Origin of the sequence: Parazoarcus communis SWub3 = DSM 12120 (assembly GCF_003226565.1) — a bacterium.
Taxonomy (GTDB): domain Bacteria; phylum Pseudomonadota; class Gammaproteobacteria; order Burkholderiales; family Rhodocyclaceae; genus Parazoarcus; species Parazoarcus communis.
This window is the reverse complement of sequence record NZ_QKOE01000005.1, coordinates 252,135-276,916: the sequence shown is the minus strand read 5'-3', so window position 1 is coordinate 276,916 and position 24,782 is coordinate 252,135. Positions and strand designations below refer to the sequence as shown.

General features: G+C 60.7%; 29 protein-coding genes. 11 read left to right on the top strand and 18 right to left on the bottom strand.

Features of this window, described 5'->3' with window-relative positions:
- Positions 1 to 7 precede the first annotated feature (7 nt).
- From lafA (DNK49_RS09840) to DNK49_RS09825, 4 genes are all read left to right on the top strand, one after another.
- Entirely contained in the window at positions 8 to 916 is a 909-nt protein-coding gene (gene lafA, locus DNK49_RS09840; RefSeq protein ID WP_110524159.1) for a lateral flagellin LafA, read from the top strand.
- Between the two features lie 112 nt (positions 917 to 1,028).
- Positions 1,029 to 1,868 carry a lateral flagellin LafA gene (gene lafA, locus DNK49_RS09835; RefSeq protein WP_110524158.1) on the top strand — a complete coding sequence of 280 codons (840 nt, stop codon included), beginning with the start codon at positions 1,029 to 1,031 and terminating at the stop codon, positions 1,866 to 1,868.
- Positions 1,869 to 2,054: 186 nt separating this feature from the next.
- Positions 2,055 to 2,906 carry a transcriptional regulator gene (locus DNK49_RS09830; protein ID WP_110524157.1) on the top strand — a complete coding sequence of 284 codons (852 nt, stop codon included), beginning with the start codon at positions 2,055 to 2,057 and terminating at the stop codon, positions 2,904 to 2,906.
- Positions 2,894 to 3,364 carry a hypothetical protein gene (locus tag DNK49_RS09825; RefSeq protein WP_133255101.1) on the top strand — a complete coding sequence of 157 codons (471 nt, stop codon included), beginning with the start codon at positions 2,894 to 2,896 and terminating at the stop codon, positions 3,362 to 3,364. The genes DNK49_RS09830 and DNK49_RS09825 overlap by 13 nt, the downstream gene beginning before the upstream one ends.
- A gap of 16 nt (positions 3,365 to 3,380) precedes the next feature.
- Here DNK49_RS09825 and DNK49_RS09820 read toward each other — a convergent pair whose 3' ends face one another.
- The 17 genes from DNK49_RS09820 to DNK49_RS09740 form a co-directional block, all read right to left on the bottom strand.
- Entirely contained in the window at positions 3,381 to 4,307 is a 927-nt protein-coding gene (locus DNK49_RS09820; protein ID WP_110524155.1) for an OmpA family protein, read from the bottom strand.
- Positions 4,304 to 5,176, bottom strand: coding sequence for a flagellar motor stator protein MotA (motA, locus tag DNK49_RS09815; protein ID WP_110524154.1), 873 nt, complete (start codon positions 5,174 to 5,176; stop codon positions 4,304 to 4,306). Before motA ends, DNK49_RS09820 begins: the two co-directional genes overlap by 4 nt.
- Before the next feature lie 13 nt (positions 5,177 to 5,189).
- Positions 5,190 to 5,921 carry a FliA/WhiG family RNA polymerase sigma factor gene (locus tag DNK49_RS09810; protein ID WP_207806937.1) on the bottom strand — a complete coding sequence of 244 codons (732 nt, stop codon included), beginning with the start codon at positions 5,919 to 5,921 and terminating at the stop codon, positions 5,190 to 5,192.
- A gap of 10 nt (positions 5,922 to 5,931) precedes the next feature.
- The gene (locus DNK49_RS09805) at positions 5,932 to 6,408 is read right to left on the bottom strand and encodes a flagellar basal body-associated FliL family protein (protein ID WP_110524153.1); all 477 of its coding nucleotides are present in this window, start codon (positions 6,406 to 6,408) and stop codon (positions 5,932 to 5,934) included.
- A gap of 42 nt (positions 6,409 to 6,450) precedes the next feature.
- On the bottom strand, positions 6,451 to 7,488 hold the full coding sequence (locus DNK49_RS09800) for a flagellar hook-length control protein FliK (protein ID WP_165843299.1): 1,038 nt from the start codon (positions 7,486 to 7,488) through the stop codon (positions 6,451 to 6,453).
- Between the two features lie 49 nt (positions 7,489 to 7,537).
- The gene (locus tag DNK49_RS09795) at positions 7,538 to 7,876 is read right to left on the bottom strand and encodes a hypothetical protein (protein WP_207806936.1); all 339 of its coding nucleotides are present in this window, start codon (positions 7,874 to 7,876) and stop codon (positions 7,538 to 7,540) included.
- Positions 7,848 to 8,249 (bottom strand): flagellar export chaperone FliS, encoded by a 402-nt coding sequence (fliS, locus tag DNK49_RS09790; RefSeq protein ID WP_110524150.1) that lies wholly within the window; start codon positions 8,247 to 8,249, stop codon positions 7,848 to 7,850. The genes DNK49_RS09795 and fliS overlap by 29 nt, the downstream gene beginning before the upstream one ends.
- A complete protein-coding gene (gene fliD, locus DNK49_RS09785) occupies positions 8,249 to 9,583 on the bottom strand; it encodes a flagellar filament capping protein FliD (RefSeq protein ID WP_110524149.1) in 1,335 nt (444 codons plus the stop codon). The genes fliS and fliD overlap by 1 nt, the downstream gene beginning before the upstream one ends.
- Before the next feature lie 337 nt (positions 9,584 to 9,920).
- On the bottom strand, positions 9,921 to 10,367 hold the full coding sequence (locus tag DNK49_RS09780) for a flagellar export chaperone FlgN (protein WP_110524148.1): 447 nt from the start codon (positions 10,365 to 10,367) through the stop codon (positions 9,921 to 9,923).
- A complete protein-coding gene (gene flgM, locus DNK49_RS09775) occupies positions 10,364 to 10,639 on the bottom strand; it encodes a flagellar biosynthesis anti-sigma factor FlgM (protein ID WP_110524147.1) in 276 nt (91 codons plus the stop codon). Before flgM ends, DNK49_RS09780 begins: the two co-directional genes overlap by 4 nt.
- A 139-nt stretch (positions 10,640 to 10,778) precedes the next feature.
- Entirely contained in the window at positions 10,779 to 11,213 is a 435-nt protein-coding gene (locus DNK49_RS09770) for a flagellar FliJ family protein (protein ID WP_110524146.1), read from the bottom strand.
- Positions 11,210 to 12,544 carry a flagellar protein export ATPase FliI gene (fliI, locus tag DNK49_RS09765; RefSeq protein ID WP_110524145.1) on the bottom strand — a complete coding sequence of 445 codons (1,335 nt, stop codon included), beginning with the start codon at positions 12,542 to 12,544 and terminating at the stop codon, positions 11,210 to 11,212. Before fliI ends, DNK49_RS09770 begins: the two co-directional genes overlap by 4 nt.
- Positions 12,541 to 13,218 carry a flagellar assembly protein FliH gene (fliH, locus tag DNK49_RS09760; RefSeq protein ID WP_110524144.1) on the bottom strand — a complete coding sequence of 226 codons (678 nt, stop codon included), beginning with the start codon at positions 13,216 to 13,218 and terminating at the stop codon, positions 12,541 to 12,543. The genes fliI and fliH overlap by 4 nt, the downstream gene beginning before the upstream one ends.
- A 7-nt stretch (positions 13,219 to 13,225) precedes the next feature.
- Positions 13,226 to 14,260, bottom strand: coding sequence for a FliG C-terminal domain-containing protein (locus DNK49_RS09755; protein WP_110524143.1), 1,035 nt, complete (start codon positions 14,258 to 14,260; stop codon positions 13,226 to 13,228).
- A 15-nt stretch (positions 14,261 to 14,275) separates the two neighbouring features.
- Positions 14,276 to 15,931: a flagellar basal-body MS-ring/collar protein FliF gene (fliF, locus tag DNK49_RS09750; RefSeq protein ID WP_110524142.1), complete on the bottom strand. Its 1,656-nt coding sequence runs from the start codon at positions 15,929 to 15,931 to the stop codon at positions 14,276 to 14,278.
- Between the two features lie 18 nt (positions 15,932 to 15,949).
- Complete coding sequence (gene fliE / locus DNK49_RS09745) at positions 15,950 to 16,279, bottom strand: flagellar hook-basal body complex protein FliE (protein WP_110524141.1); 330 nt, start codon at positions 16,277 to 16,279, stop codon at positions 15,950 to 15,952.
- Between the two features lie 13 nt (positions 16,280 to 16,292).
- Positions 16,293 to 17,708 carry a sigma-54-dependent transcriptional regulator gene (locus DNK49_RS09740; protein ID WP_207806934.1) on the bottom strand — a complete coding sequence of 472 codons (1,416 nt, stop codon included), beginning with the start codon at positions 17,706 to 17,708 and terminating at the stop codon, positions 16,293 to 16,295.
- 375 nt (positions 17,709 to 18,083) lie between these two features.
- Between DNK49_RS09740 and DNK49_RS09735 the strand changes: the two genes are divergently transcribed.
- The 7 genes from DNK49_RS09735 to DNK49_RS09705 are packed head-to-tail and all read left to right on the top strand — an operon-like array spanning position 18,084 to position 24,354.
- Positions 18,084 to 18,929 carry a FliM/FliN family flagellar motor switch protein gene (locus DNK49_RS09735; RefSeq protein ID WP_110524140.1) on the top strand — a complete coding sequence of 282 codons (846 nt, stop codon included), beginning with the start codon at positions 18,084 to 18,086 and terminating at the stop codon, positions 18,927 to 18,929.
- Between the two features lie 11 nt (positions 18,930 to 18,940).
- Positions 18,941 to 19,294 carry a flagellar motor switch protein FliN gene (gene fliN, locus DNK49_RS09730; protein WP_279386413.1) on the top strand — a complete coding sequence of 118 codons (354 nt, stop codon included), beginning with the start codon at positions 18,941 to 18,943 and terminating at the stop codon, positions 19,292 to 19,294.
- Positions 19,291 to 20,034, top strand: a complete 744-nt coding sequence (gene fliP, locus DNK49_RS09725) for a flagellar type III secretion system pore protein FliP (protein WP_207806933.1) — start codon at positions 19,291 to 19,293, stop codon at positions 20,032 to 20,034. Before fliN ends, fliP begins: the two co-directional genes overlap by 4 nt.
- Positions 20,035 to 20,047: 13 nt before the next feature.
- Positions 20,048 to 20,320, top strand: coding sequence for a flagellar biosynthetic protein FliQ (locus DNK49_RS09720; protein WP_110524137.1), 273 nt, complete (start codon positions 20,048 to 20,050; stop codon positions 20,318 to 20,320).
- A 7-nt stretch (positions 20,321 to 20,327) separates the two neighbouring features.
- Positions 20,328 to 21,116, top strand: coding sequence for a flagellar biosynthetic protein FliR (fliR, locus tag DNK49_RS09715; protein ID WP_110524136.1), 789 nt, complete (start codon positions 20,328 to 20,330; stop codon positions 21,114 to 21,116).
- Between the two features lie 2 nt (positions 21,117 to 21,118).
- Positions 21,119 to 22,261 (top strand): EscU/YscU/HrcU family type III secretion system export apparatus switch protein, encoded by a 1,143-nt coding sequence (locus tag DNK49_RS09710; protein ID WP_110524135.1) that lies wholly within the window; start codon positions 21,119 to 21,121, stop codon positions 22,259 to 22,261.
- Positions 22,258 to 24,354, top strand: a complete 2,097-nt coding sequence (locus DNK49_RS09705; protein ID WP_110524134.1) for a flagellar biosynthesis protein FlhA — start codon at positions 22,258 to 22,260, stop codon at positions 24,352 to 24,354. Before DNK49_RS09710 ends, DNK49_RS09705 begins: the two co-directional genes overlap by 4 nt.
- Here the strand turns inward: DNK49_RS09705 and DNK49_RS09700 are convergent, their stop codons facing one another.
- Positions 24,355 to 24,690: a PilZ domain-containing protein gene (locus tag DNK49_RS09700; RefSeq protein WP_110524133.1), complete on the bottom strand. Its 336-nt coding sequence runs from the start codon at positions 24,688 to 24,690 to the stop codon at positions 24,355 to 24,357.
- Positions 24,691 to 24,782 lie beyond the last annotated feature (92 nt).

The following is a 24,782-nucleotide window of genomic DNA, read 5'->3' as shown; positions in this document are numbered from 1 at the left end:
TCAGATCATGGCACTCTCGATTCATACCAACTACGCCTCACTGGTCACTCAGACCAACCTGGGCAAGACCAACAACACCCTGGGCACCAACCAGCAACGCCTGGGTACCGGGTTCCGCATCAACTCCGCCGCCGACGACGCCGCCGGCCTGCAGATTGCCACCCGCCTCACCGCCCAGTCGCGCGGCATGGACGTGGCCATGCGCAACGCCAGCGACTCGATCTCGATGCTGCAGACCGCTGAAGGCGCCTTCAACGAGGCTACCGACATCCTGCAACGCATGAAGGACCTGACCACCCAGGGCGCCAACGCCACAAACAGCGGCGCCGACCTGATCGCACTGCAAAGTGAATACGACGAACTGGGCAAGGAACTGGCCAACATCGTCAAGAACACCAAGTATGCCGGTGAGAACCTGTTCAGCGACGGCACCAACACCGACGGTACCGGCGGCAAGTTCGAGAACGCGGCGACCTTCCAGATTGGCGCGAGCTCGTCCGAAACCCTCTCCTTCGATGTCGGCACCGCCCTCGGCACCCTCGCCAGTGCACTCGCCGCCGCATCCAGTGCCTACGACGACGGTACGGCCGGCACCGAGATCGCGTCGACCGACGACCCTGACACGGCAACCAACGCAACGGCAGGCGCCACCATCACCCTGCTGGAGACCGCGCTAGACGAGGTCGGCGCCATGCGTGCGCAGTTTGGCGCCAACATCAACCGCCTGAACCACACCATCAACAACCTGGCCAACATGAAGGACAACACCGAGACCGCCACCGGGCGCATCAAGGATGCCGACATCGCCAAGGAAAGCGCGGCCATGACGAAGAACTCGATGCTGATGCAATCCGGCATCGCCATGCTCAAGCAGACCGGCCAGATGCCCGGCCTGGTCATGTCCCTGCTCGGCTGAACACAGGACCAGGTCGGCGCACCGTCCATTTAAGTCCTAGCCCGGAACAGTCGCCCTATCTGGTCATAGCAGTCACCCGGCACGTTTTCCATTTACTGCAGAGGATTCCATCATGGCACTCTCGATTCATACCAACTACGCCTCGCTGGTCACTCAGACCAATCTGGGCAAGACCAACAACACCCTGGGTACCAACCAGCAACGCCTGGGTACCGGGTTCCGCATCAACTCGGCCGCCGACGACGCTGCCGGCCTGCAGATCGCCACCCGCCTCACCGCCCAGTCGCGCGGCATGGACGTGGCCATGCGCAACGCCAGCGATTCGATCTCCCTGTTGCAGACTGGCGAGGGCGCACTCAACGAGATGACCGACATCCTGCAGCGCATGAAGGATCTGGCCACCCAAGCCGCCAACGACACCAACAGCGACGACGACCGTACCGCGCTCCAGGCCGAGTACGACGAACTGGGCAACGAACTGACCAACATCGTCAGCAACACCAAGTATGCAGGCGACGCACTGTTTGCTGCTGGCGGAAAGTTCACCGCGGCCATCACGTTCCAGATTGGAGCCAGCAGCGCCGAAACCCTATCGTTCAACGCTGCCACCGAACTCGGCGAGGTCAATACGGCCATCACCACGGTCAAGGCCGAAACGCTGGACGATGCCACCAACGCCGCCAGCGCCATGGACGAGCTGGAAACCGCACTGGATGCCGTCGGTGCCTTGCGCGCGCAGTTTGGCGCCAACATCAACCGCCTGAACCACACCATCAACAACCTGGCCAACATGAAGGACAACACCGAGACCGCCACCGGGCGCATCAAGGATGCCGACATCGCCAAGGAAAGCGCGGCCATGACGAAGAACTCGATGCTGATGCAGTCCGGCATCGCCATGCTCAAGCAAACCGGTCAGATGCCCGGCCTGGTCATGTCCCTGCTCGGCTAATTTCGCAGGGAGCAAGGCGTCAAGGCCCACCATAGTAAGGTGGGCCTTTTTTCCGTTCACGTCGTGAAATGTGAATTGAGTACGCTCGGACTCAATCTCAATCGCCCTCTCCACAGGGGGGCTATCGTAATTACTCTCATATGCGGTTACACTTTGCCGCACCACACCATTCCGAGCCCTTTCTTCATGGACGCAGCACTCGATGCGCTGCCCGCCCACGATCCAAGCAGTGATGACAAGATCATCCGAATTCGCTTTGGTCCGGCAGGCAAGTGCTTCGCCTTCGATCCCGCCTTGTACCGTCTGACCCAGGGCCAGGGTGAAGACAGCAAGAGCATCGACCTGGGCTATGCTGGCAGCCGCCTGCTGCAACGCTTGCTTGAATGCCCTGGCGAGGTTGTGTCACGCGAGGACCTGATGGAGTACGCCTGGCCCGGACGCGTCGTCGGCCAAGGCAGCCTCAATCAGCAGATCTACGCCTTGCGCCAGGTCCTGGGTGACGAAAGCGGGCGCGAAGTCATCCAGACCGTGCCTCGCCGGGGCTATCAGTTCAACGCCCGCTTTCTGGAGCAGCAGGCAACGTCGGCGCCCAACCCAACGCCTGCGCCGATGCCGCAACCTCCGCTGAGTACCCTCACTTCGCCTCATCCAGCCATCCTGCAACGGCGGGTCCTGCCTGCATGGATGTGGCCAGGTGCGTTCATCTCGCTCGCATGTGCGCTTGCAGCAAGCCTGTTCATCCTTCAGTCACCCTCGCCTGCACCCACCCCCTCGATCGCATTTGAACACGGCAGGATAGAAGTCATCGTTGATGTGCGGGACACGCCCGAACTGGAAGCGGGAGCCCGCCATATCCGACAACTCGTCGAACGCCTGTCCACCAGCGCGGGAGACGGCGTCCGAATCACGTTCGGTCGCCGAGACAACTACTTCGAACTCTACTGCGAACGTGCACACCAACCAGTATCTTGGCTACTGCTACATCGCAGCCAACTAGACGGCCTCTCGGAGGACCATCTGCGCAAATGTCTATCCTGAGACGGCATGGCGTGTCCTTGACACGTCGCGCGATCGGGACGGCGCTTCTGGTGGTGTTAACAGGTACCCTGGCTGCAGCGCTGTTCCATCGCCAGTTCTACGATCCGCCGCTCAAGAACGGCTATTACAAGTCGCAGGGGCAGATCCTGCTCGCGGACGGACGGCTCATCGAGGCGACACACCTCCTTCGCATCACTGGCCAGCACTTTCATGCTGTGACGCGGCAAGGTGACACCGTACTTGAGCATTCGGGCACCATCAGTACCCGTGGTGGCGTGTATCTGCTTGTGGACTCCGGATCGGTTCAGCAACTGTCCGGAACCCTCGACGACGACATGATCTTCGGCATGCTATATGGGCAGCGTAGCGGCGCCCGTATTCAGCTCATCCGGCGCGGCCCCTGCCTGTATGCCCTTGAGACCGGCCAGATATTCTGCCCCGTTGTCGAGGCTCGCTGATTGAGAATGCCGCACGTCAGGGCTGGGGCTGCGCTTCGACCCCTTCAAGGTAGCGCGCACCATCCCTGCCGAAACTTGCGCGTGGCGCATTGGTACCGAACAGCTGTTGATACAGACGTTCAGCCTGCTCGGTCAGCACCAGCAACTCAATCCGCCGGTTGGCGCCGTTCGTCGTGTCCTGCGGCAACAAGGGCATGCCGTCGGCCTGCGCGGAAACCTGCAACACCTTGCCTGGTGGCATACCGGCATTGACCATCACCAGTCGGGCACGCAGGGCACGATCACCCGACAGATTCCAGTTGTCGTAGGCAGAGCGCCCTGCATAAGGGGTCGAGTCGGTATGGCCACTGATCACCAGCTTGTTATCCACCTGTACCAGCAAGGCCGACAAAGCGGCCAGCAGCGCTTCGAACTGCCCCTCCAGTACGGCACTGCCACGGCGGAACATATGCCGGTCACCCTCATCACGGATCAGGATGCGCAGGCCTTGTGGCACGACCTGGACCTCTACATTGGCCAGCGCATCAAAGTCGCCAGCCAGCTTCAACAAAGTGCGAGCCAGTTCGGCCAGCTCCCCCAGACCAGCGTGCCCACGCGCGCCCTGTGGGTTCTCGATCTCCTGCTCACCCTCGCGCTTTTCAGGCGCATCGACCGGCCCTGGCATGGGCACTCCGCCCAAATCCACCGCCATGGCACTGGTGCCATCGAATATCCCGGCCCCACCATCCAGAATCGGGTTTGCCAGATGCTCTGAACGCCCAGGCATTTCGTGACGCGCCTGTGGCTGAACGATCCACAGCACCATGAACAAGGCCATCATCGCCATGGTGAAGTCGGCAAAGGCGACTTTCCAGGCACCACCATGTGCATCGCCATGCCCTTTCTTGACACGACGCTTGATGATGGTGATTTCGTCATCACCGCCCTTGCCACGCCTGCTCATGCTGCGTCCCGCCCTTCCTCATACTCGTTGACCCAGATCTCCAGCTGCTTGAAGGCAGGCTTGACATCTTGCTCGATCAGTTTGCGACCGGCATCAACCGCAAGCAAGGTCGGCTTGCCGGCAAGGTGGGCAACCAGTGTGGTGCGCACACACTCGAGTGCGGACAGCTCGGTCTTGACCCTTTGCCCCATTGCGGTGCTCAGCGGCCCCATCAGGCAATAACAGAAGAAGATGCCGATGAAGGTTCCTACCAACGCGGCGGCAACATGGTGGCCGATCTCGGAAACCGAACCGTCGATGTGCCCCATCGTGATGATGATGCCCATGATCGCCGCCAGAATGCCGAAACCCGGCATCGCCTCGGCCACGCTGTAGAGCGAGCGCGACGGCTGCATCAGCGCATGCTCCATGGCATCGAGCTCTTGCTCCAGAAAGCCTTCAAGCTCATGAGCGCTGATCTTGCCCATCGCCATTAGGCGGAAGTTGTCCGCGATGAAGGCCATCAGATTACGCTCCTGACTGATCAAGGGATACTTGTTGAACAGCGAGCTGTTCTCCGGATCCTCGATATGCTCGTCCAGCGCCTTCAAGCCACCCACCTCGACGGTTTCCAGCAGTTCGTAAAGCAGCATCAGTAATTGGCGCTGGAACTCCTCGGCACGACGCTTGAAGACAAAGACACCCTTGATCTGGTGAAGCATCTCAATCAGCACCTCCTTGGGATTCCCCACGATCAGGCTGCCAATACCCGCCCCGAGAATGATGATGCCCTCGGCAGGCTGCCAGAGCATGCCCAGATCGCCATTGGCCATCGAATATCCACCCAGCACACCGGCCAGGATGATGAAGGAACCCAGTATCTTCAGCATGATGTCTCGATCATTATGATTCAGTCAGAAAGGCACGCGTCTTTGCCAGCGCCTGTTTGCTCAGCTGGCAGACCCGCGCTTCGGTCACGGTCAGTACCAACGCGATCTCCTTGAGGGTGAGTTCGTGCTGGTAGTAGAGGGTCAGGATCAGGCGTTCACGCTCGTCAAGCCGGGCCAGCGCCTGCTCCAGCGTGCGGCGATCCACGAATGCGTCTTCCAGCGAGCGGCCACCATCACTGAACTGCGCATGGCCATCCTGCAGGATCGCGTCGAGGCTTTCGATCTCTTCGAATGCCTCGGCCTGCACAAAAGCGAGATAGCCCTCATCATCCAGCCCTGCCCTGGCCTGAACCTCTGCATCGGTCGGCTCGCGACCCAGCTCGCGGCGCAGCACGCGGACGACATCCCGGACCTTGTGTGCCTGCTGGCGTACCGTACGCGGACGCCAATCCATTCGGCGCAATTCGTCGAGGATTGCCCCGCGTACGCGCAAGGCAGCAAAGCGACCAAAACCCTCGTCCGGCGCCCCATAGCGTCGCAAACACTCAAGCAGGCCAATCAGGCCAATTTGTTCCATGTCCTTGCGATCCATGGCCTGTGAGGCTTGCAGCGCGAGTTGCCCGACGATACGTTTCACCAAGGGCAGGTAGTCGCGCAAATAGCGCTGCTCCTGCACTGGGCTCAAGGGGGGCGGCCCGACTGGGCCAAAGCCGTGATCCAGAACCGGGGCGGACGAGCACATCATGATCGCTGGCTCACTGTACGATCAGTTTGCTGACCAGCACACTGGCAAAAGGCTGGGGCAGCTTACGCTCGGCCAGATCCGCCGCAAGTACACTCTCCAGGCGCGACTGCAGTTCGCTGATCGGCATTTCCCGCAACTCCTGAAAACTGAGCGCGGACAGACTGGCCACGACCGAGTTGCGCACAATGGGCTCGATCTGGTCTATCCGCGGCTTGTCCACCCCCAGCGGCGCCTGCAGGGCCAGGTCGAGCACGAAGTAGTGCTCGCGGTTCTGGTTTCCACGCAGATTGACGATGATCTTTTCGATTGGGAAGAACTGGTATTCCGGCGTTGCGGGCAGCGCCTCTGCAATCGCTTGCGGCGCACGTGCCGCAAGCGCCCCGGACGAAGCCCCGCCCGTCAGCAAGTAGTAGTTCAAGCCAGTGCTACCCAGCAGGATCAGCGTGTTGAGGATCAGGACGATCAGAAGAATCCGTGGCATAGCCATGCTTTTTTGCTCACATTGAAGAAAGGGCGCCCGGAGGCGGGTCTATACGCTGATTAGAAGGTCGTCACGTGGCGTCTGACGTGCCTCGTGGGCCTGCTCTGGAAGCACGTTGGCCAGCACCGGATCAGATCTGCTGTCCGCGTCGCGGCCACGCCCGTCGCGGCTCTGCCCGCTCCCACCGCCGAACTTGAGGTCCACCTGTTCGAACTGCTGGGCGAGCAAGTCCGAACGCAGACGATCCACCATCAGATTCAACAGTCGGGCCACATCAGGCTGAGCCGCGTGAATCTGCACCTGCAATCGCCCCTGTTCGTGGCTGACACGAATCTCGACCTGCCCCAGTTCGGGCGGGTCAAGGCGGATGGTTGCGGTCTGCGTGCCTTGACGAACCTGTAGGTGGACCTGCTCCTGCAAGGTACGGACAAACTGCTCGCCCCATCGAGCATCGCCGAGCTGAGCCACACGCGGCGGATCACCGAACTCGCCGGCGTTCACGGTGCCCAACGAACCAGCCGTCACCACTGGAATGCCCGGAAGCGATGCAGATGACCGAACAGCCAGGGATTCTGCAGTTACCGTCTTTTCGAACTGTCCCTCAGTATCCGCGGCAATCAGTTGCGGAATCTCAAGCGGCGTCACCCGAGCCATGACTGGGTCGTCGCTCAAGCTGAAGGACGGAGCAGCCCCCCCCCGCTGGAGCGGCCACAGTCCAGGATTCTGTGCGACATCAGGGCGCCCCGTCGCAATCACCTGCGGCAGTGCCTGTTCTGTGGCCTCCCACCCGGAGCCAGCCTGCACACCCACGCTTATGAGTTGCTGACTGTCAAACTGCCGCAAAGCCTGCTCCACCTCGACAAGCTGGATGTCTGCGACGACCTCGCCAGCTACAGCCTGCGCATCGATCGCTACGGTTGGCGACGCAGCAGACAGCATCATTGAGGAAAGGTCTGCCGGCGCTTCCGTGCTCCCGGCCTCAACCTCTCCAAGGATGAGCTCCAGCGCGGGCAGCTCGAAGTTCAGCCCGAGGCCCTCCTGCACGTTCTCAAGCACCGCCTCACCGTCGCTCCCGTGAATCTGCATTGGCAGTACTGCGCTTTGTGACCATCCGCTAACGTTCACCATACAAACCTCATTCCCCGGTCATTCCGTCCAACTGCCGGTAGGCCGCCCAACCATCGGCCTGTGCCACATGTCGTGCCAGTACATCGCGAAGCCGGGCGCATTCGGCACGGCATCGCTCCATTGCTTCGGCATGGATGCTGGCCAGACGACGGCGTGCCGCCAGCAGCTCCGGACTGGGCGTCAGACCATCCGCGTGCAGGGCGTCGATGTCGCACAGCAAACTGCGAGTCTCACTGTCGAGCTCACCGACACGCGTCCAGTCATCAGCCTCAAGCGCGCGCTGCAAACGCCCGCACAAGACGATCAGCTGACGCAGTTCATGACTGGCGTGCGGCATTGACACCATGCCAGCCCTCGCGCAAGGTCCCGACCAACTCCACGACCTCATCGAGCTCGCGCAAGGACAAGGACACGCTGACTTCCGAAAGCCGATAGATGCAGTAGTCGTAGAGCCGGGCCAGGCCCGCTACGACTTCTCCGCCCTGATCAACGTCAAGCACGCCATTCAGTCCGTTGAGGATGTTGATGCACTTCTCGATCGAGGCACCCTTGTGTTCAAAACGTTTGGCCTCGATATGCCCACGCACACGAGCGAGCTCATCCACCAAGCCGTCAAAAAGCACCAGAACGAGTTCATAGGGGGAGGCAGCGGCCGCCCGGGCCTCGAGATCCACCGAGCGATACTGCTCAAAGCCATTGTCGATGTAATAGTCGTTCATCAGAACATTCCCTGGGTCTGCTCCATCGAGGCCATGATCTGCATCATGCTGGTGTACTGCCTCAGATATCGCGTGTAATAACGTTCGTACTGCTGGTCGAGCTGGGTCGATTGCTGATCGAGTCGCTTGAGCTGCGCGTTGAGCGACTCCTTGCGGTTGGCCAGTACGCCATTCGTGCTTGAGGTATAGATCTGAACGGTCTTGTCGAGCGATTCGAGCATGCCGCCCTTGGAGGCGAACAGTTTGTCGAGCCCTTCCGGGTTGGACGCCACGGCCTTCTCGAAGGCTGCCGTGTCCAATGTCAGCAACCCATTACGTCCTGCGGTGACACCGAAATCGGTCAGGCGCTGACCGGCAAAGGTTTCGCGCAAGATCCGGTTCACCTGAGACTGAATCGCGCGAGTGCCCGCATCACCCGCAAGCGCCCCACGGCTGGTGGTTTCGCCACCACTTGCGGTCAACGAGGCCACAGAACTCAACAGGGCATTGACCGCACTGACGAACTTCCTTGCCTTGTCCTGCATTGCCGTGTTGTCCTGACCAACCTCCAGGCTCAGCGGCGAATCACCCGCCGCATGCGCACGGGTAAAGGTCAAAGTGACACCGTCAATCAGCTCATCAAAGGTATTACCCGAGTTGGTCAGCAACATGCCACCTTCCCCACCCAGGCGCACCTTTGCATCACGTGCTTCGGAGAGTTGCTGACGGTTGGCCAGCGCGTCATGAAAAACCGTATCCGCCGGATTGGTACCGCTCGTAGCGACACCAATGGCATGATCAGCACCCGTCTTCTCGCTGGTCAGCACCAGGCTGACGTTGCCATTACTACGAACCAGCGTCGCCCGCACACCCGTATTGGCAGTTGCACCGTTGATCGCTGAAGCCAGCTCTGCCAGTGACAGCGTACCGTCACCATCGGTGTCCGCGTCCGACAGCGATACCGAAAAGCCCTCGCTACCGACCATCAAATCAAGCGACCCCTGCGCACTGACGTCGCCATCCTGAATCCCGCTGATCGCCACCTGATGTGCGCTGGCCAACTGTTCGACAAAGAACTGATAGTTGCCAGCCACAGCCTTGCTCCCCACTGTCGCAGTGGCATAGCCTTCGCTGCTGAAGCTGGCTTTGTTGACCACCATGCTGCCGGTCGTACCGCCCTTGATGTCACGCATCGCGTCTCGAAAGGTACGCAAGGCACTCTCGAGCTTGGCGACCGCATCGAGCCGCGCCTTGTAATTCGACTGACTGCGGCTGATGCGGGTCTGCATCGGCGCAATGTCGTAACTGGCGAGCTGCTGGGCCATATAGCGTGCGTATTCGGTATCTATGCTCATCGTCGGGACCTTTTGAATCCAAGTTAGCAAGTCCGATGCCAGCCCGAACCGCATCTCTATCTGACTGTTTTTAAATACTTATTTATCAGATCAACGATACAAGGCAGAGAAATCGGAAGAACAGGGGAAATCGCATTTCCCCAGTGAGGAACAATCTGCTTCCTGGACAAGGCGACTGGAATGGACGCTTGCTTAAGCCCGCAGGGGAGACCTTACTGCCTGTCGTGCAGCCCCATGATCCGAGCATGCAGACATACCGGATTCGATAACACCGACTGCGCCGGCAGGCGTTACGCGGCCGGCACGGCATACCCCGGCCACAAGCCAGGGAATTACATCAGGGATATGGCGGGGAGTAGACCAGCGGCGTATCAGCCGCCCGCAGGACGTGGGCAAGCAAGTCATGCTGGGTCGCGAGAATGCGCCCATTGCGGGCATTCAGATCCCGGCACTCACGGGCTCGGCGACCAATCAACTGCCAACGGGTTTTGAGCACATCGCGTTGTGCAGGCGGTGCCTCGCCAATCAATCCTGGCACGGCGGCTGGTCCGGGTGCAACGGAAAGCACCTCAAAAATGCGGCTGCGTCTGAGCGCCCGCGCCTCCAGCCGCAATGACACCGTACTGATGCCTTGATTGCAGCACTGCACCTCGACCGCCTCATGCGCCAGCAGATGACGCTGCAGGTTCAGCATGCACTCATGCAACTCGGCCAGATCGGCAAGCTCATCGTCGAACTCGCGCCATATCAGCGCCAGCAAACGCCCGCGCCGAGCATCACTCACAATTGAGCGCCTCGATGATAGGCCAGCATGCTGGCGGCAAGCTCAGCCGGATCGGTGGACAGCTTGCCGTCCGCAAGTGCTTGCCTGATCGCTGCGACGCGGTCCAGATCCACATCGGCGGCACCGGCCAACGAGGCCTGCAAGCGCTCCAGCGGCAAACTTTCGGTCGTTGCCGGTCGACGGCCAGCGGTCGTCTGCGCCGTGGGCTCACTCATGCGCCGCGCCTCGCTCGACGCGAATTGAGCAGCGGTATTGATTCTGCTGATTTCCATGTTCCTACCCAAGGGGTGATCGGTCTACCCGGACAAGGCGACTGCGAAGTTCAACAACTTAAATCGCCTCTCGATCGTTACGGCGGTGGCACCCGGACACCGCATCGACAGCCTTCGCAAAGGCAGGCCTCAAGCCCGATCATACCCCGCCCGCCCCCTGCATTCGCCACCACGATTGCGCAGCCAACCCATCCTGAATCTTCTGCTCCTGCACCGCAAGGACTTGCTGCCACTGCGCAATTTTGCCCGCGAGCACATGAGCGATCACCTTCTCATTGCGCATTGCCAGCATCAGGTCGCCGCGAATGCGCCCCAGCGACTCCTCGGCCACTGCCAGTTCCCGCCGCTGCTGCGCGAGCATGCTGTGTAGCGTCCCCTTGTAGCGCTGTTGATTGTCCCGCTGCAAGGACGTGTCACTATTGACCACATACTCACACAACCGGCTCAAGCCTTCGATGTTCGCCCGGTAGCGACGACACAGTTGTTCCTGATATTGAATCCGGCTGAGCGTTTCGTTGACCCGCATGCCACGCAGACGGGCAAGTTGAGATAAGGTCTGGATCTGTTGCTTCATGCTGTCCTCCCGACAAGTTTCGTCAACATTGCGAGGCTTTGTTGCAAGTCCGCACCTTCATTCACATCCTGGCGCAAGAAGCGCTCGATTACCGGAGCCAGTTGCACTGCGCGGTCGGTCCGACCATCCTGACCGGGGGTGTACCCCCCTAACGGGATCAACTCGCGTATCTTGTCGTACGCCGTCTGCATTTCCTTTAACTGACGTGCTGCTGCCTGATGGGCCGCTGAGGTCACATGGCTCATGCAACGACTGACCGACGCTGCAACGTCGATCGCCGGGTAGTGCCCCATGTCGGCCAGGCGCCGCGACAACACAATGTGCCCGTCCAGAATCGCACGCGCACAATCGACGATTGGATCCTGATGATCGTCCCCTTCGGCAAGCACGGTGTAGAGCGCGCTCAGGCTGCCTCGGTCCGAGGCACCATTTCCGGCGCTCTCAACCAACTCCGGCAGCATGCCGAACACCGAAGGTGGGTAGCCCTTGGTCGCCGGTGGCTCGCCCAGTGCCAAAGCAATTTCGCGCTGAGCCATGGCATAGCGGGTGAGCGAGTCGACCAGCAACAGCACGTCACTACCCTGATCACGAAAATAGGCGGCAATGCGATGACACAACTCGGTGGCCTTGAGCCGCATCAGCGGCGACTCATTGGCCGGGGCCACCACCACCACCGCCTTACGCAGGCCCTCGGGGCCGAGCGATTCAGTCAGGAACTCCTGCACCTCGCGCCCACGCTCACCGATCAAGCCCACCACCACGACTTCGGCCGTGGTCTGCCGGGTGATCATGCCAAGCAGTACACTCTTGCCCACCCCACTGCCGGCAAACAGACCCACCCGCTGCCCCTTGCCCAAGGTCAGCATCGCGTTGATCGCCCTCACGCCAACGTCGAGTGGCGCCGAAACTGGCCGCCTGCGCAGCGGATTGACGTTGGGCAGCTCGGGAGACAGGGTATCACTGCCACCGAGCCGGCCCCGATCATCCAGCGGCTCACCCAGCCCATTGACCACACGCCCCAGCCAGGAGGCATCGATGTTCAGCACCCCCTCGTCACGCGCAGGAAAGACGCGCGAGCCAGTGATCAGCCCCACCGGCTTCTTGAACGGCATCAAATAGGTGATGTCGCGATTGAACCCAACCACCTGAGCCTCGAGCATGGAGCCATCGGCCTGCTCGATGCGGCAACGCTGTCCGGTCATTCGCCTGCAGCCCAGGCTCTCCAGCAACAAGCCGGATACCCGTACCAGGCGCCCGCTTACCGTGGCCAACTGCACACCCTCGATGGAACGCAGGGCATCGTCCAGACAAAAGGATTCCCGTGCGCTCATGATGGCTCCACAGTCAGATGCTGTGCCAATGCGTCCATGCACGAATCCAGCCGCTGCTGGCAACCGATGTCGGCCTCGGCCTGAGGGGTCAACACCCGACACTCGCCCAGTTCAAGGCGCGGATCGGGCACCAGCCGCCAGCGCTGGGCCCTTTCAGGTGCAACATCGCGAATACGGGCGAACTCCTCCGGATTGAGGCGTACCTCGATCTCATCCTCGCCACTGGCCGGCATCGCCGTAAGTGCCTCCTCGACCAAGGTGAGAAGCTGTGCCGGATTCAGCGTCAGCTCACAGCGGATGACCTGACGTGCCACCTTGCGTACCAGCTCCAGCAGCTCCTGCCGTCGGCGCGCCTCGTATGCATCGACGTGCTCGCGAAACGCAGCCTGGATCGCCTCCAACGGCCGTACTGCAAGCTCGAACTCGTGGCGGCCGTCACGCCGCCCCTCTTCCTGACCCTGGCGCAAACCCTCGGCACGCCCGACGTTGAAGCCCTCGCTGTGCCCAGCCTGCTGCCCCTGATCCAGACCCTCCTGATAGCCCTTCTCCATCCCCTCGCGGAAACCCTCGCTGACCGCCTGCTGCACATCGGCCAGATCGAACGCCTGTTCGCCCTGCGCGGTCTTCAGTGGCGGGAAGCGAAACGGTCGCCACGGCTTCATGTTTGCGCTCATGCCGGCCTCACTCCACGGTCTGCTCGCGGAACAACTGGATCTGCAGCTCCCCAGCCTCACTCATCTCACGTACGGTGGCCATGATGTCCTTACGCACCTGCTCCACCCGACTGATGGGTACCGGCCCCTGGCGACGGCGGATGGCATCCATCTGCTGACGCTGGCGGCGGGGCATCGCCTCTTGTACCGCCCTCACCAGCTCACTCTCTGCCCCCTTCAGCGCGACCACCCACTCTTCCAGTGGAATCGTCTCGAGCAGCACCTGCAGAACCTCGTCGGACTGGCGCGAGAGGATGAAGAAGTCGTACATCTGGTCCTCGATCTTGTCGACCAGTTGCTGATCGTGGGTGCGCAGCAGATCGAACATCTGTGCGCGATCGCCCTTGAACCGGTTCATGATGTCCGCAACCTGCTTCAGACCACGCACCTGCGAACCCTGATTGGTCAGCACATTGACGCTGCGATCAATCAGCTGTTCGACCTCCCGGATCACCTCACTGCTGACCTCGGACAGGTTAGCAACACGGAACAGCAGTTCGTCCTGCCGCTCAGGCGGAATATGTCCCAGCACATCTGCAGCCATCGCCGGCGGCAGGAAGGCGAGGAACACGGCCTGCATCTGCGCATGCTCCTTGGCGATCAGCGCAGCAAACTGCTGTGGATCGATCCACTCCATCTTGGCCATCTTGGCGCGAATTTCCTCGCCATAGATGCTGTCGAGCAAGTTGCGGGTAATGTCGCTACCCAGCGCCTTGCCCAGCATGCTGTCCAGATAGCCGCGAGAAGCACCCTTGATGCTGCTCTGCTCGCGATAGTCATCAAAGAAGCGGGCAATCACGCCCTGCACCATCGGCTGCTTGATGTTATTGAGGCGCGCCATCGCCTGACTGATACTGACGATCTCCTCACGCGAGAAGTGGCGCAGCACACTGGCCGAGGTCTCGTCATCCATGCTGAGCATCAGCACGGCAGCCTGCTCCAGCGAGCTCAGACTACGTTCTGGTCGCTCAGCCACTGCGTTCTTGGCATCCTTGGTCGTCATCGCGCCCTCCTTGGATCAAGCGGGATTGAGATCATGATCATTGCGTCCGATCCAGTGCTTGAGCACCTCGGACACCCGCTCGGGCTCGGTTCGGGCGAGCATGCGCAGGTGCTCGACCTGCAGTTCCAGCCCGGAGTCCGGCGCAGGCAGGCGAATTTCCGAAAGTGGGCTCAATTCGCTCAGCACCGTCAGTGCAGCATGTTCGCCGGGGCGTGCCAGACGCGGATGTGGCATCAGGTCGGACGGGCCGCTGTCGTCGACCACCTGCTCGAGATCAGTGATTTCACGTTCGGCCTCCCGCTTTGCCGTGGCCATCCTGATTGCAGGACGCACCACCAGCAGCAGGACCAGAACGGCAATCAGCAACAGACCGGCAAGGCGGGCGTACTCGCGGATTGCCGGGTTTTCCCACCAGGCAGCAGCGACCGCATCGGCGGGCGGGGCAAATGGCAACACGCTCAGGCTGAGCTGATCACCCCGGGCACCATTGAAGCCGACTGCGTTGCGCACCATGGCAAGGACTTCTTCCCGAAGCTCGGGCGTCCATCCACCTTCCGGGCCACTCTGGGCATTGAGCACCACCGCGACGCTCTGCTGACGCAGCTCAAACGGAGCGTGCCTGACATGCATGACCGACTGACCATAGTCGAGCTGACGTACCGACTCTTCGCGTAAGGATGTCGCACCTCGATTCTCGCCGTCGCCACCATTTTGCTGTCCCTGCGGACGCTGCACCGGCAGATTGCTCAGCGAGCCGGGCACACCTAGCGCCAGCCGATCCAGCGCACTCTCGCTGCGCACGGTCTCGTTGCGTATGCGTGGGTCGGATGCGTAGGTTTGAGTGGTTTCCTCACGCTGGCTCAGATCGAAGTCGGGCGTGATGCTGACTCGAAAATTGCCAGCACCAATGACCGGCGCCAATACCTGTTCAACATTGCCGATCGCCGAGTTGCGATAGTCCTCGACCACCTTGGCGCTGCGCTGTGAAGCACCGCTGTCACCCAGGCCACGGGACAGCAGCGTGCCGTACTGATCAACCACGCTGACGTCGGCGGGCGCGAGTTTGGGCACGCTGTTGGAAACCAGGTTGACGATGGCGGTAACCTGCTCTTCCCCCAGTTTGTGTCCGGGCACCAACTGCAACATCACCGACGCCTTTGCCGGTTCACGCCGGCCGACGACAAAGGACCGGCTTTCCTCACGGGCGACATGTACCCGTGCCTGATCAACTCCGCGCAGACTCATGATGGTACGTGCGAGTTCGCCTTCGAGACTGCGCTTGAGCCGCACATCCTGAACGAACTGGCTGGTACCGAGCGGATCCTCACGATCAAACAGTTCATAGCCGGGCGGAACCGCCACCTCCACACCCCGGGCGGAAAGTTGCATGCGGGCTGACGCAAGCTGGTCGTCTCGCACCAGCACCTGACCACTCTGCGGATGCAAGCGGTAAGGCACCGCCTCAGCCTCCAGCACCTGGATGACCTCGGCGGCGCGATAGGCCTCACCCGCGCCGTAAAGGGGGCGGTAGGATGAGGGCTCGCTCCAGATATAGATGCCGATGCCAATGGAAGCCGCCGCCGCAAGCGCAGCAATGGCCAGGGTCACGGTCCGTTGATCGAACGCAAAGCCGCTCATCGGCGGCAATTTGGTCTTGATGGTTTGCAGCACGGTCAGTCACCCCGCCGGTCAGACCGGCATCCTCATGATTTCATCAAAAGCGCTGCTGACCTTGTTACGCACCTGCAGCAGCGCAGAAAAGGACAGGCTCGCCTTCTGGCTGAGGATCATGGCGCCGACCAGATCCTTGCTCTTGCCGGAGTCCACATCAGCCTGGGCTTGGCCCGCGCGGTGCTGCTCAGCGTCGATGGAACGCAGTACCTGCTCGAAAGCTTGCGATATACCGCCGATCTGCGTCGGGGGCTCGAAGGCGCCGCGTACGGCTGCGCCAGTCGAGGCCAGCTTCATGGCCGACATGCGCTCGATCAGATCAAGCTGAACGGATTGCATCGAATTCATTGACTTGTATCTCCTAGACTGGGACCTGGACACCCTGCTCGCGCATGGCATTGAGGCGATAGCGCAAGGCACGTGGCGTCATGCCAAGACGCTCTGCAGCCTTGCTCTTGTGGCCACCACATTGGCGGATGGTCTCGATTACATGCTGGTATTCGGCCCATTTGCCGCTGGCTCGCAGCGCGGCCTTGCCCTGCTCCCCAGGCATGGACGGCAGCACGTCTTGCTCCTTCGCCTCGGCACACGGGTTAGCTGACATTGGCAGGCGCAGGTCACGCGGCTGGATGAACAGACCGTTGCGCAGCACCAGTGCGCGCTGCAAGGTATTCTCCAGTTCGCGAACATTGCCCGGCCAGTCATGTGCCAGCAGGGCCGCACGGGCAGACGGGGTGAGCAGTTCGGCCGCAGGCTCGCCCGGCGCGTACTTCTCGATGAACCGTTCGGCCAGCGCAATGACATCCTCGGTCCGCTCGCGTAACGGCGCGACATGCAGGCTGAGCACATCGAGGCGAAACAACAAGTCAGCACGAAACCGCCCTTGCTCCACTTCCTGCCACAAGTCACGGTTGGTCGCCGCAATCACCCGGACGTCCAGGGCAAGATCGCGCTGAGCCCCCAGGCGCTCGACGCGCTGCTCCTGCAACACTCGCAACAACTTTGCCTGCAGCGGCAGGCTGAGCTCGCCGATTTCATCAAGCAGCAAGGTGCCGCCATTTGCCTGCTCAAACTTGCCGGGCTGGGCAGTAACCGCTCCGGTAAAAGCGCCGCGCTCGTGACCGAACAGAATGGATTCGAGCATGGCCTCTGGAATGGCCGCACAATTCACCGCGACAAACGGCGAACCGTCCATCGCGGAGAAGCGATGAATGTAGCGCGCCATCATTTCCTTGCCGGTACCCGTCTCCCCGGTTATCAAAATGGGCGCACGCGCCATTGCCACGCGCTGGGCCATGGCCAACAGACGACGACCGGCATGCGAACGGGACACGAAAAACTCATCAGCATGCTCAACATGGTCGAGCCTGCGCATCAACTGGATTAACTGATGGCCGCTGAAGGGTGACAACAGGTAATCCACACAACCCAGTTCGAGCAGTCGAGCCGCCTGCTCCTGATCGTCATAGCCAACCACCGGCACCACCGCGATACGCGGCCAACGATTGGCCAGGCGTTCGATCCACCGATACAGGACAGCCGCCTCAACCCCCTCGAGCGCGACAAAGACGATGTCTACGCCGCCAAGCTCGCTCGGTACGGGCAGCCCGGCAGGCGGGCTGCTGAGGAGTTCGTAACCCTGATTGGACAGTTGTTGACGAACCGCCGACAGACTACCTTCAATCCCATGCTCCATCAGGAGCACGGTCCGCCCGCCGGGGAGTTCATCCCCGATCGGTACGTCCGCATGGACCCTCGCCTGGCTGGTCGTGTTCACGCTGGCACTCTCCTGAGATATCTGATTTAAGCCTTGGCACGGGTTTGTCGCCTCATCACGCTATCGCCTCATGCGACTGATCAAGGGCAACACCCGCCTCCTGTGTGCAATGCAGCAAACACAGGCGCGATGCCTGCGGACCATAACAACAACACCCCACCAGGGCCGAATCACTTTTGATCAAATGATCTCAATCGACTCAAAAGCCATGTAATAAACGGCTTTTGATATCTTTTGATTTAATTTTCATTAGCCCACACCCTAGACTTCGTGCGTCTCCCGCGGTCTGGCATCGACTGTCTGCTGTCCGCGCAGGCTGAACTCACCCACTCGTTTAATGCAGCGCAACATTCCATTCCAGGAGCACCGCCGTTCATGACTGCCGGAAAATCGAAAGTCCAGCACGACGTTCCGCCCGATGCGCTGGTGCGGCTCAAACCTCATAAACTGGGCAGGCACTATCACAAGGTGCCGCAATACATCAGCGAGACGGTGAACAAGTATCCTCGGCTGATCAGCGACTACTTCCTGCGCAACTTCCGCATCAACCTCGAGTCGGGCCGGATGGCGGTGCATGAACAGGTTGATCTGGAGCCTGATTGCCTGTTTCGCAACCGGGTCGGCAAATTCGGTTTCGCTATCGATCGCGAACTGCTGGGCGAAGCGCTCGAGTGCTATTACGGCGGGGTGCGGGTACGCGCCAAGGAAGGCCTGCCCAACATCAGCACCTCGGAGCAACGTCTTCGTGACCGGTTGGGCCGCGATCTGGTCGACATCGTCGTCCATGCGCTGATGGCAGGCGGCGCTGCTGGCGAGATCGAACCTCACCTCGACGCCTACGATCAGCCTCAATGGGAACAGGTGATCGAGTATGTGCTGACCAGCCATCTGAGCGGACAGACTGCATCGCTGCACATCTTTCTCGATAGCCGTGCCTGCGACACCCTGACCACGCGTCTTGCCGGCAAGACTGCCGTCTCCACCGGGGTCGTTGCGGACGACAGTATCAAACGTCTGCCGCTGCGTCTCGAATGCGTACTGGCATCCGCGCAACTTCCCCTCGCCGGGGTGATGGCTTTGCAACCCGGCGATGTACTGCCCATACGCCTGCGCGAACGCTGCGAGGTGCGGATCAACCGCCACCCCCTTTTTTCCGGCGCCATCTATGAACATGCTGGCGCGCTTTGTCTGACTTCACTCGAGAGCGTGTCAAACCCATGAACGACGCAACGATGGATACTGAACTGGACAGCCTGATCAACGGCGTAGACCTTGACGCTACGTTCGCGCAGCCCCAGGCAGCAGATGAGGTACGCCCACGCCTGCCGCAACAGGACCTGAGCTTCTTCGGCAAGATACCGGTCCAGGTCACGCTGGAGGTCGCTTCGGTGGAGCTACCTCTCAAGGACCTGATGGAAGTGGACGCCAACAGCGTGATCACGCTCGACAAGCTCGCCGGCGAGCCGCTCGATGTCAAGGTCAATGGCAATCTCTTTGCCAAGGCCGAAGTTGTGGTAACCAGTGGCAACTACGGTTTGCGCATCATCGAGCTGGCAGGTCCGGGGCTAAAGGGCATTGCATCGTGAAGCGACTGCTGCACCTGGTCTGGCTGCTGGCCGTGCCAGGCACCGTGCTGGCGCAAACCGGTGGTGATATCACGTTATTGTCGCTGAATACTGTGGAAGGCGGACAGGAGCTGAGCGTCAAGCTACAGATCCTGATCGTCATGACCCTGCTCGGCTTTTTGCCGGCAATGCTGATGCTGACCACCTGCTTTACCCGCTTCATCATCGTCCTGGCAATTCTGCGCCAGGCCATCGGTCTGCAGCAGACACCGCCGAACAATGTGCTGATTGGCATCGCGCTATGTCTGACGCTGCTGGTGATGCGCCCTGTCTGGCAGGAGATGTATCAGGACGCTTATCAACCGTTTCAGTCGAATCAGATCACCCTGGAGCAGGGCCTGACAAAGGGTCGCGACGTCTTGAGCCGTTTCATGCTTGCCCAGACCGATGAGGTCGCGTTGCAGACCATCGTCGGGCTGGCCAACGAGACGGTACCGCCCCAACTCTCGGACCTGGATTTCACCCTGCTCCTGCCCGCCTTCGTGCTCAGTGAGCTGAAGACGGCCTTCCAGCTCGGTTTCATGATCTTCGTACCCTTCCTCGTCATCGATCTGGTGGTGGCCAGCGTGTTGATGGCAATGGGCATGATGATGTTGTCGCCGATGATGGTGTCGCTGCCATTCAAGTTGATGATCTTCGTGCTGGTGGATGGCTGGTCGCTGCTGATGGGCACGCTCAGCTCCAGTGTGCAGGCCTATTGAGACGGAGCACGCAATGCTGACGCCTGAAGCTACCGTTGCGATCGTCTCGAACGCGGTCTATACGATCACGATCATCGTCTGCGTACTGATCATCCCGAGCCTGCTCGGCGGGCTGATTGTCAGCATCTTCCAGGCCGCAACCCAGATCAACGAGCAGATGCTCAGCTTCCTGCCACGCCTGCTGATAACCCTGGGCATGCTGGTGTTTGCGGGCAACTGGATCCAGCGTACGCTGGCCGAGTTGTTCATCGAGATCTTCCAGCAAGCCGGCCGCATGGTCGGCTGAACAGGCCATGGGCACAACCGAGGCCTTGTTCGATGCCAATCGCCTGTTGTTGCAGGCGCAGGCCTATTGGTGGCCGTTCTGCCGCATTCTGGCTGTGCTCACCCTGGCACCGGTGTTCAGCCACAGCGCGGTGTCGATCCGTATCCGCGTCCTGCTTGCACTCGCCCTCACGCTCGCACTGGGGGGCGCCCTGCCCGCCCCACCTACGCTGGAGGCATTGTCGCTTGCCGGCATTCTCGCCACGCTGGAGCAACTCGCCTTCGGTGTCATGCTGGGACTGGCGCTGCAACTGGTGTTCACGGTGTATAGCGTGATCGGCGAAACCATCTCCACCCAGATGGGGATGAGCATGGCGCGCTACAACGACCCACAGAACGGCGTGTCATCGTCGTCGGTGCTGTACCAGGTCTATTACACCATGCTGGTGCTGATGTTCTTCGCCATCGATGGTCATCTTGTCCTGATCAGCGTGCTGTACCAGAGCTTCATCTTCTGGCCGATCGGCGCGGGCATCCACTTCACCGGCCTCACCAGCACCTTGCAGGCGCTGAGCTGGGCCCTGTCTGCTGCGGTCATGGTGTCCCTGCCGCTGGTGTTCTGCATGACCCTGGTCCTGTTCGGTTTCGGCTTGCTAAACCGCATCTCGCCAGCAATGAACCTGTTTGCCCTCGGCTTCCCGATTGCGATCCTGACCGGCTGGATCGGCATCTTCCTGACCCTGCCCAATCTGGCCGAAACCTATCTGCTGCTTACCCGCCAGATGCTCGATAATCTGAATGAAGTGCTGCGGAGCTGACCATGGCGGATCCGAACGACAGCGCTCAGGAAAAGACCGAACAGGCCACCCCCCACAAGCTCGACAAGAGCCGCAAGGAGGGGCAGGTCGCGCGCTCCAAGGATCTGGCGACTACCGTATCCCTACTGGTGACACTGCTGGCACTGAAGTTCAGCTTTCCGATGTTCTACCAGGGCTTGCAGGATCTGTTCCGGATTGCCTATATCGACTTCTCGCAAAGCGAGATCCGGCCTGCCGACAGTGCGATGGTCATCGGTCACGGTCTTGGCATCCTGGCCTGGTTGATGATGCCGTTGCTGATCACCCCGCTGCTGGTAATCGCACTGTCGCTGATACCCGGTGGCTGGGTATGTTCGTCCGCCAACTTCATGCCCAAGCTGAGCCGGCTCAACCCGATCAGCGGTCTGGGCCGCATCGTGTCAGCACAAAACTGGACGGAACTGGCTAAATCCATCCTGAAGATTACCGCGCTCACTGCCACAGCCGCCTACCTTCTGTCAGTGGCCGCACCCAGTTTCATCGCACTGCAGCGTGGCGACATCTACAGCGCAACCGCGGGAGCCATGAGTCAGGCCTTCTACATCGCGCTGACGCTCATCCTGATCTTTGTGCTGTTTTCCTTCATCGACATCCCACTGCAACGCTTCTTCTTTCTGAAAAAGATGCGCATGAGCAAGCAGGAGGTCAAGGAAGAGCAGAAAAATCGCGAGGGTCGCCCGGAGGTCAAGGCTCGTATCAAGCAACTGCAGCGTCAACTCCTGCAGCGCCAGATCGCACGCGTGATCAAGGACGCCAACGTTGTCGTGGTGAACCCCGAACACTATGCCGTTGCCTTGCGCTACGACATCCGGAAGGCTGAAGCCCCCTATGTGATCGCCAAAGGCACCGACGAAATCGCACTTTACATCCGGGAGCTTGCAGCCAGCCACGGTCTCGAAGTGGTGGAAGCACCGCCGCTGGCCCGCGCGGTGTACTTCACCACCCAGATCAACCAGCAGATCCCCGCCCAGCTCTATGCAGCCGTTGCCCATGTGCTGACTTACGTGCTGCAACTCAAGGCCCACCGCGCCGGACGCAGAACCCGTCCGGTGCTGCCATCGAAACTGCCCATCCCCGAATCCATGAGCCGTTACGCCAGATCATGAAAGCACTCAAACCCCTGCTGCCCATCCTCACCAGCGGCCAGATCGGCATTCCGGTGATCATCCTCTCGATCCTGGCGATGATCATCCTGCCCCTGCCCCCGCTGGTGCTGGACATGTTGTTTACTTTCAACATTTCGGTCGCCATCCTGGTGCTGATGGTCAGCGTCTCGGCCAAGCGACCGCTTGATTTCTCGTTGTTTCCCACCATCATCCTGATCACCACACTGATGCGGCTGACGCTCAATGTGGCCTCTACCCGCGTGGTCCTGCTCGAGGGACACACCGGTAGCGCCGCCGCCGGCAAGGTCATCGAAGCTTTTGGTGAAGTGGTGATCGGTGGCAACTTCATCGTCGGTCTGATCGTGTTCGTGATCCTGATGGTGATCAACTTCATGGTCGTCACCAAGGGTGGCGAGCGGATCTCGGAGGTAACCGCCCGCTTCACCCTGGACGCGCTGCCCGGCAAGCAGATGGCGATTGACGCCGACCTCAACGCCGGCCTCATCAGCCAGGAAGAAGCCAAGCAAAGGCGCAAGGACGTCGGCAAGGAAGCGGACTTCTACGGTGCGATGGACGGCGCTGCGAAGTTCGTGCGTGGCGATGCGGTTGCCGGCATCCTGATCCTGCTGATCAACCTGATCGGCGGCTTTGCAATCGGGCTGTTCATCCATGACCTGGGGGCAGGTGACGCCTTCCGCCAGTATGCCCTGCTCACCATCGGTGACGGTCTGGTGGCACAGATCCCGGCCTTGCTGCTGTCGACAGCGGCGGCGATCATCGTCACCCGGATCAATGAGTCCGCTGCGATGCCATCGCAGATCCGCCAGCAGTTGCTGGTTTCGCCCAGCCTGATCTACACCGTGGCAGGCATCCTGTTCGTGCTGGCCATCGTACCGGGGATGCCGCACCTGGCGTTTCTGGGCTTCTCCGCACTGATCGCGATGATCGGGTGGGCTGTCTCGCGCTTCCAGCCTGTCACCGACAACGAAAGTCATGAGAACGCCAGTGCCATTGCCAAGGCCATGGATGCCGAACACGCACAGAAACTCGACTGGCAAGATATCCCGCTGGTGGACAGCATCTCGATCTCGCTCGGTTACAAACTGGTCGGGTTGGTCAGTCCCGAGGCTGGTGCCCCGCTGCCTCAGCGCGTACGCGGCGTACGCCAGACATTGTCAGAGACTTTCGGCTTCCTGCTGCCGGAAGTTCAGATCCGCGACAGCCTGCGCCTGAAGCCCCAGCAGTACCAATTGTTCATCAATGGTGAGAAGGTCGAGGACACCGAGATCCATCCCGAGCATCTCATGGCCATTCCCTCGCCCAATCTCTACGGCGAAATCGATGGCATCATCGGCATTGACCCTGCCTATGCGATGCCGGTGGTCTGGATTCGCCCCGAGGACAAGACCCACGCCCTCAACCTGGGCTACCAGGTCATCGATCCGTCCGGCGTCATTGCAACGCATCTGAACAAGATTGTCCGCGAGCACCTGCCCGAACTATTCACCCACGACGACGTCGAGCAACTGCTGCAACGCCTCTCGGTGCAATCTCCAAAGCTGACCGAGAGCCTGCGCGCCCAACTCTCCCACACGGTTCAGCACCGGGTATACCGCATGCTGTTGCAGGAGCAGGTGTCGCTAAAGGACATCAACACCATCGCCACCGCATTGGTGGAGAGCAGCGAGATCTCGAAGGACCCCATCCTGCTGGCCTCCGACGTCCGCTTCGCCCTGCGCCGCAGCATCCTGTCCAGTGTCGCAGGCGACCGCAAGGATCTATCGATCTTCGTTCTCGACAACACGCTGGAGAACACCTTGATGGGCGCCCTTACCGCAGCCCAGCAAGCCGGCCAGGTCAGCCTGGACAGCATTCCGGTTGATCCAAGCCTGCTCGGCCAATTGCAATCGAGCATGCCGGTCGTGAAGGAGAAGCTGCGGGCTGCGGGTCAGCCACCGATTTTGGTAGTGTTGCCGCAACTGCGCCCGCTACTGGCCCGCTACGCACGGGTTTTCAGTCCAGGGTTGCACGTCCTGTCACAGAACGAGATCCCGGACCGCGTGTCGGTCAGCCTGTATGGAACATTGGGCTGATCAGCCCTTGCCGCGCCGTCGCATGCCACGTATCAAGGCGGAATAGGCCGAAGACGGCACATCCACCCTCAGGCCCGACTCGACATGACCGCTGCGTGCACCTCGCTGACTCCAGCAGCACAGGCCGTCGACCTCGGTGGCTCTGAGTTCACCGTCCAGCCCCCGCATGCGCAGGCTGAGGGCATACTGCGCCCCAACATCCAGGGGGTCATCGGTCAGCAGTTTGAGCCCACTCTCCGACAGGTCACCGACGTAGCCAATCATGCGGTTCTCGGTCCGTAGATAGACCTTGATTCTGAACATCGAGCGCATGACGATCCGGCTCAACTCACGCATGTACCGCCTCCAGGAAATGCATGGCGAGGCCATGCAAGTCATGAAGAGGCGACTGTCTGCACTCAAACCTTAACTGGAGGAGGAATCTAGCC

Coding starts and splice junctions, on each gene's coding strand:
- DNK49_RS09770 (WP_110524146.1), bottom strand. CDS start 11,213: ATGAAGCAACAGATCCAGACCTTATCTCAACTTGCCCGTCTGCGTGGC.
- DNK49_RS09710 (WP_110524135.1), top strand. CDS start 21,119: ATGGCGGATCCGAACGACAGCGCTCAGGAAAAGACCGAACAGGCCACC.
- DNK49_RS09825 (WP_133255101.1), top strand. CDS start 2,894: ATGTCTATCCTGAGACGGCATGGCGTGTCCTTGACACGTCGCGCGATC.
- DNK49_RS09705 (WP_110524134.1), top strand. CDS start 22,258: ATGAAAGCACTCAAACCCCTGCTGCCCATCCTCACCAGCGGCCAGATC.
- DNK49_RS09755 (WP_110524143.1), bottom strand. CDS start 14,260: ATGACGACCAAGGATGCCAAGAACGCAGTGGCTGAGCGACCAGAACGT.
- DNK49_RS09800 (WP_165843299.1), bottom strand. CDS start 7,488: ATGCAGATTCACGGGAGCGACGGTGAGGCGGTGCTTGAGAACGTGCAG.
- DNK49_RS09805 (WP_110524153.1), bottom strand. CDS start 6,408: ATGGCTATGCCACGGATTCTTCTGATCGTCCTGATCCTCAACACGCTG.
- fliH (WP_110524144.1), bottom strand. CDS start 13,218: ATGAGCGCAAACATGAAGCCGTGGCGACCGTTTCGCTTCCCGCCACTG.
- flgM (WP_110524147.1), bottom strand. CDS start 10,639: ATGGAAATCAGCAGAATCAATACCGCTGCTCAATTCGCGTCGAGCGAG.
- fliR (WP_110524136.1), top strand. CDS start 20,328: ATGGGCACAACCGAGGCCTTGTTCGATGCCAATCGCCTGTTGTTGCAG.
- DNK49_RS09720 (WP_110524137.1), top strand. CDS start 20,048: ATGCTGACGCCTGAAGCTACCGTTGCGATCGTCTCGAACGCGGTCTAT.
- DNK49_RS09810 (WP_207806937.1), bottom strand. CDS start 5,921: ATGATGTGCTCGTCCGCCCCGGTTCTGGATCACGGCTTTGGCCCAGTC.
- fliD (WP_110524149.1), bottom strand. CDS start 9,583: ATGAGCATAGATACCGAATACGCACGCTATATGGCCCAGCAGCTCGCC.
- DNK49_RS09795 (WP_207806936.1), bottom strand. CDS start 7,876: ATGGTGTCAATGCCGCACGCCAGTCATGAACTGCGTCAGCTGATCGTC.
- DNK49_RS09830 (WP_110524157.1), top strand. CDS start 2,055: ATGGACGCAGCACTCGATGCGCTGCCCGCCCACGATCCAAGCAGTGAT.
- lafA (WP_110524158.1), top strand. CDS start 1,029: ATGGCACTCTCGATTCATACCAACTACGCCTCGCTGGTCACTCAGACC.
- fliS (WP_110524150.1), bottom strand. CDS start 8,249: ATGAACGACTATTACATCGACAATGGCTTTGAGCAGTATCGCTCGGTG.
- fliN (WP_279386413.1), top strand. CDS start 18,941: ATGGATACTGAACTGGACAGCCTGATCAACGGCGTAGACCTTGACGCT.
- DNK49_RS09700 (WP_110524133.1), bottom strand. CDS start 24,690: ATGCGTGAGTTGAGCCGGATCGTCATGCGCTCGATGTTCAGAATCAAG.
- fliE (WP_110524141.1), bottom strand. CDS start 16,279: ATGAATTCGATGCAATCCGTTCAGCTTGATCTGATCGAGCGCATGTCG.
- fliI (WP_110524145.1), bottom strand. CDS start 12,544: ATGAGCGCACGGGAATCCTTTTGTCTGGACGATGCCCTGCGTTCCATC.
- lafA (WP_110524159.1), top strand. CDS start 8: ATGGCACTCTCGATTCATACCAACTACGCCTCACTGGTCACTCAGACC.
- motA (WP_110524154.1), bottom strand. CDS start 5,176: ATGCTGAAGATACTGGGTTCCTTCATCATCCTGGCCGGTGTGCTGGGT.
- DNK49_RS09820 (WP_110524155.1), bottom strand. CDS start 4,307: ATGAGCAGGCGTGGCAAGGGCGGTGATGACGAAATCACCATCATCAAG.
- DNK49_RS09735 (WP_110524140.1), top strand. CDS start 18,084: ATGACTGCCGGAAAATCGAAAGTCCAGCACGACGTTCCGCCCGATGCG.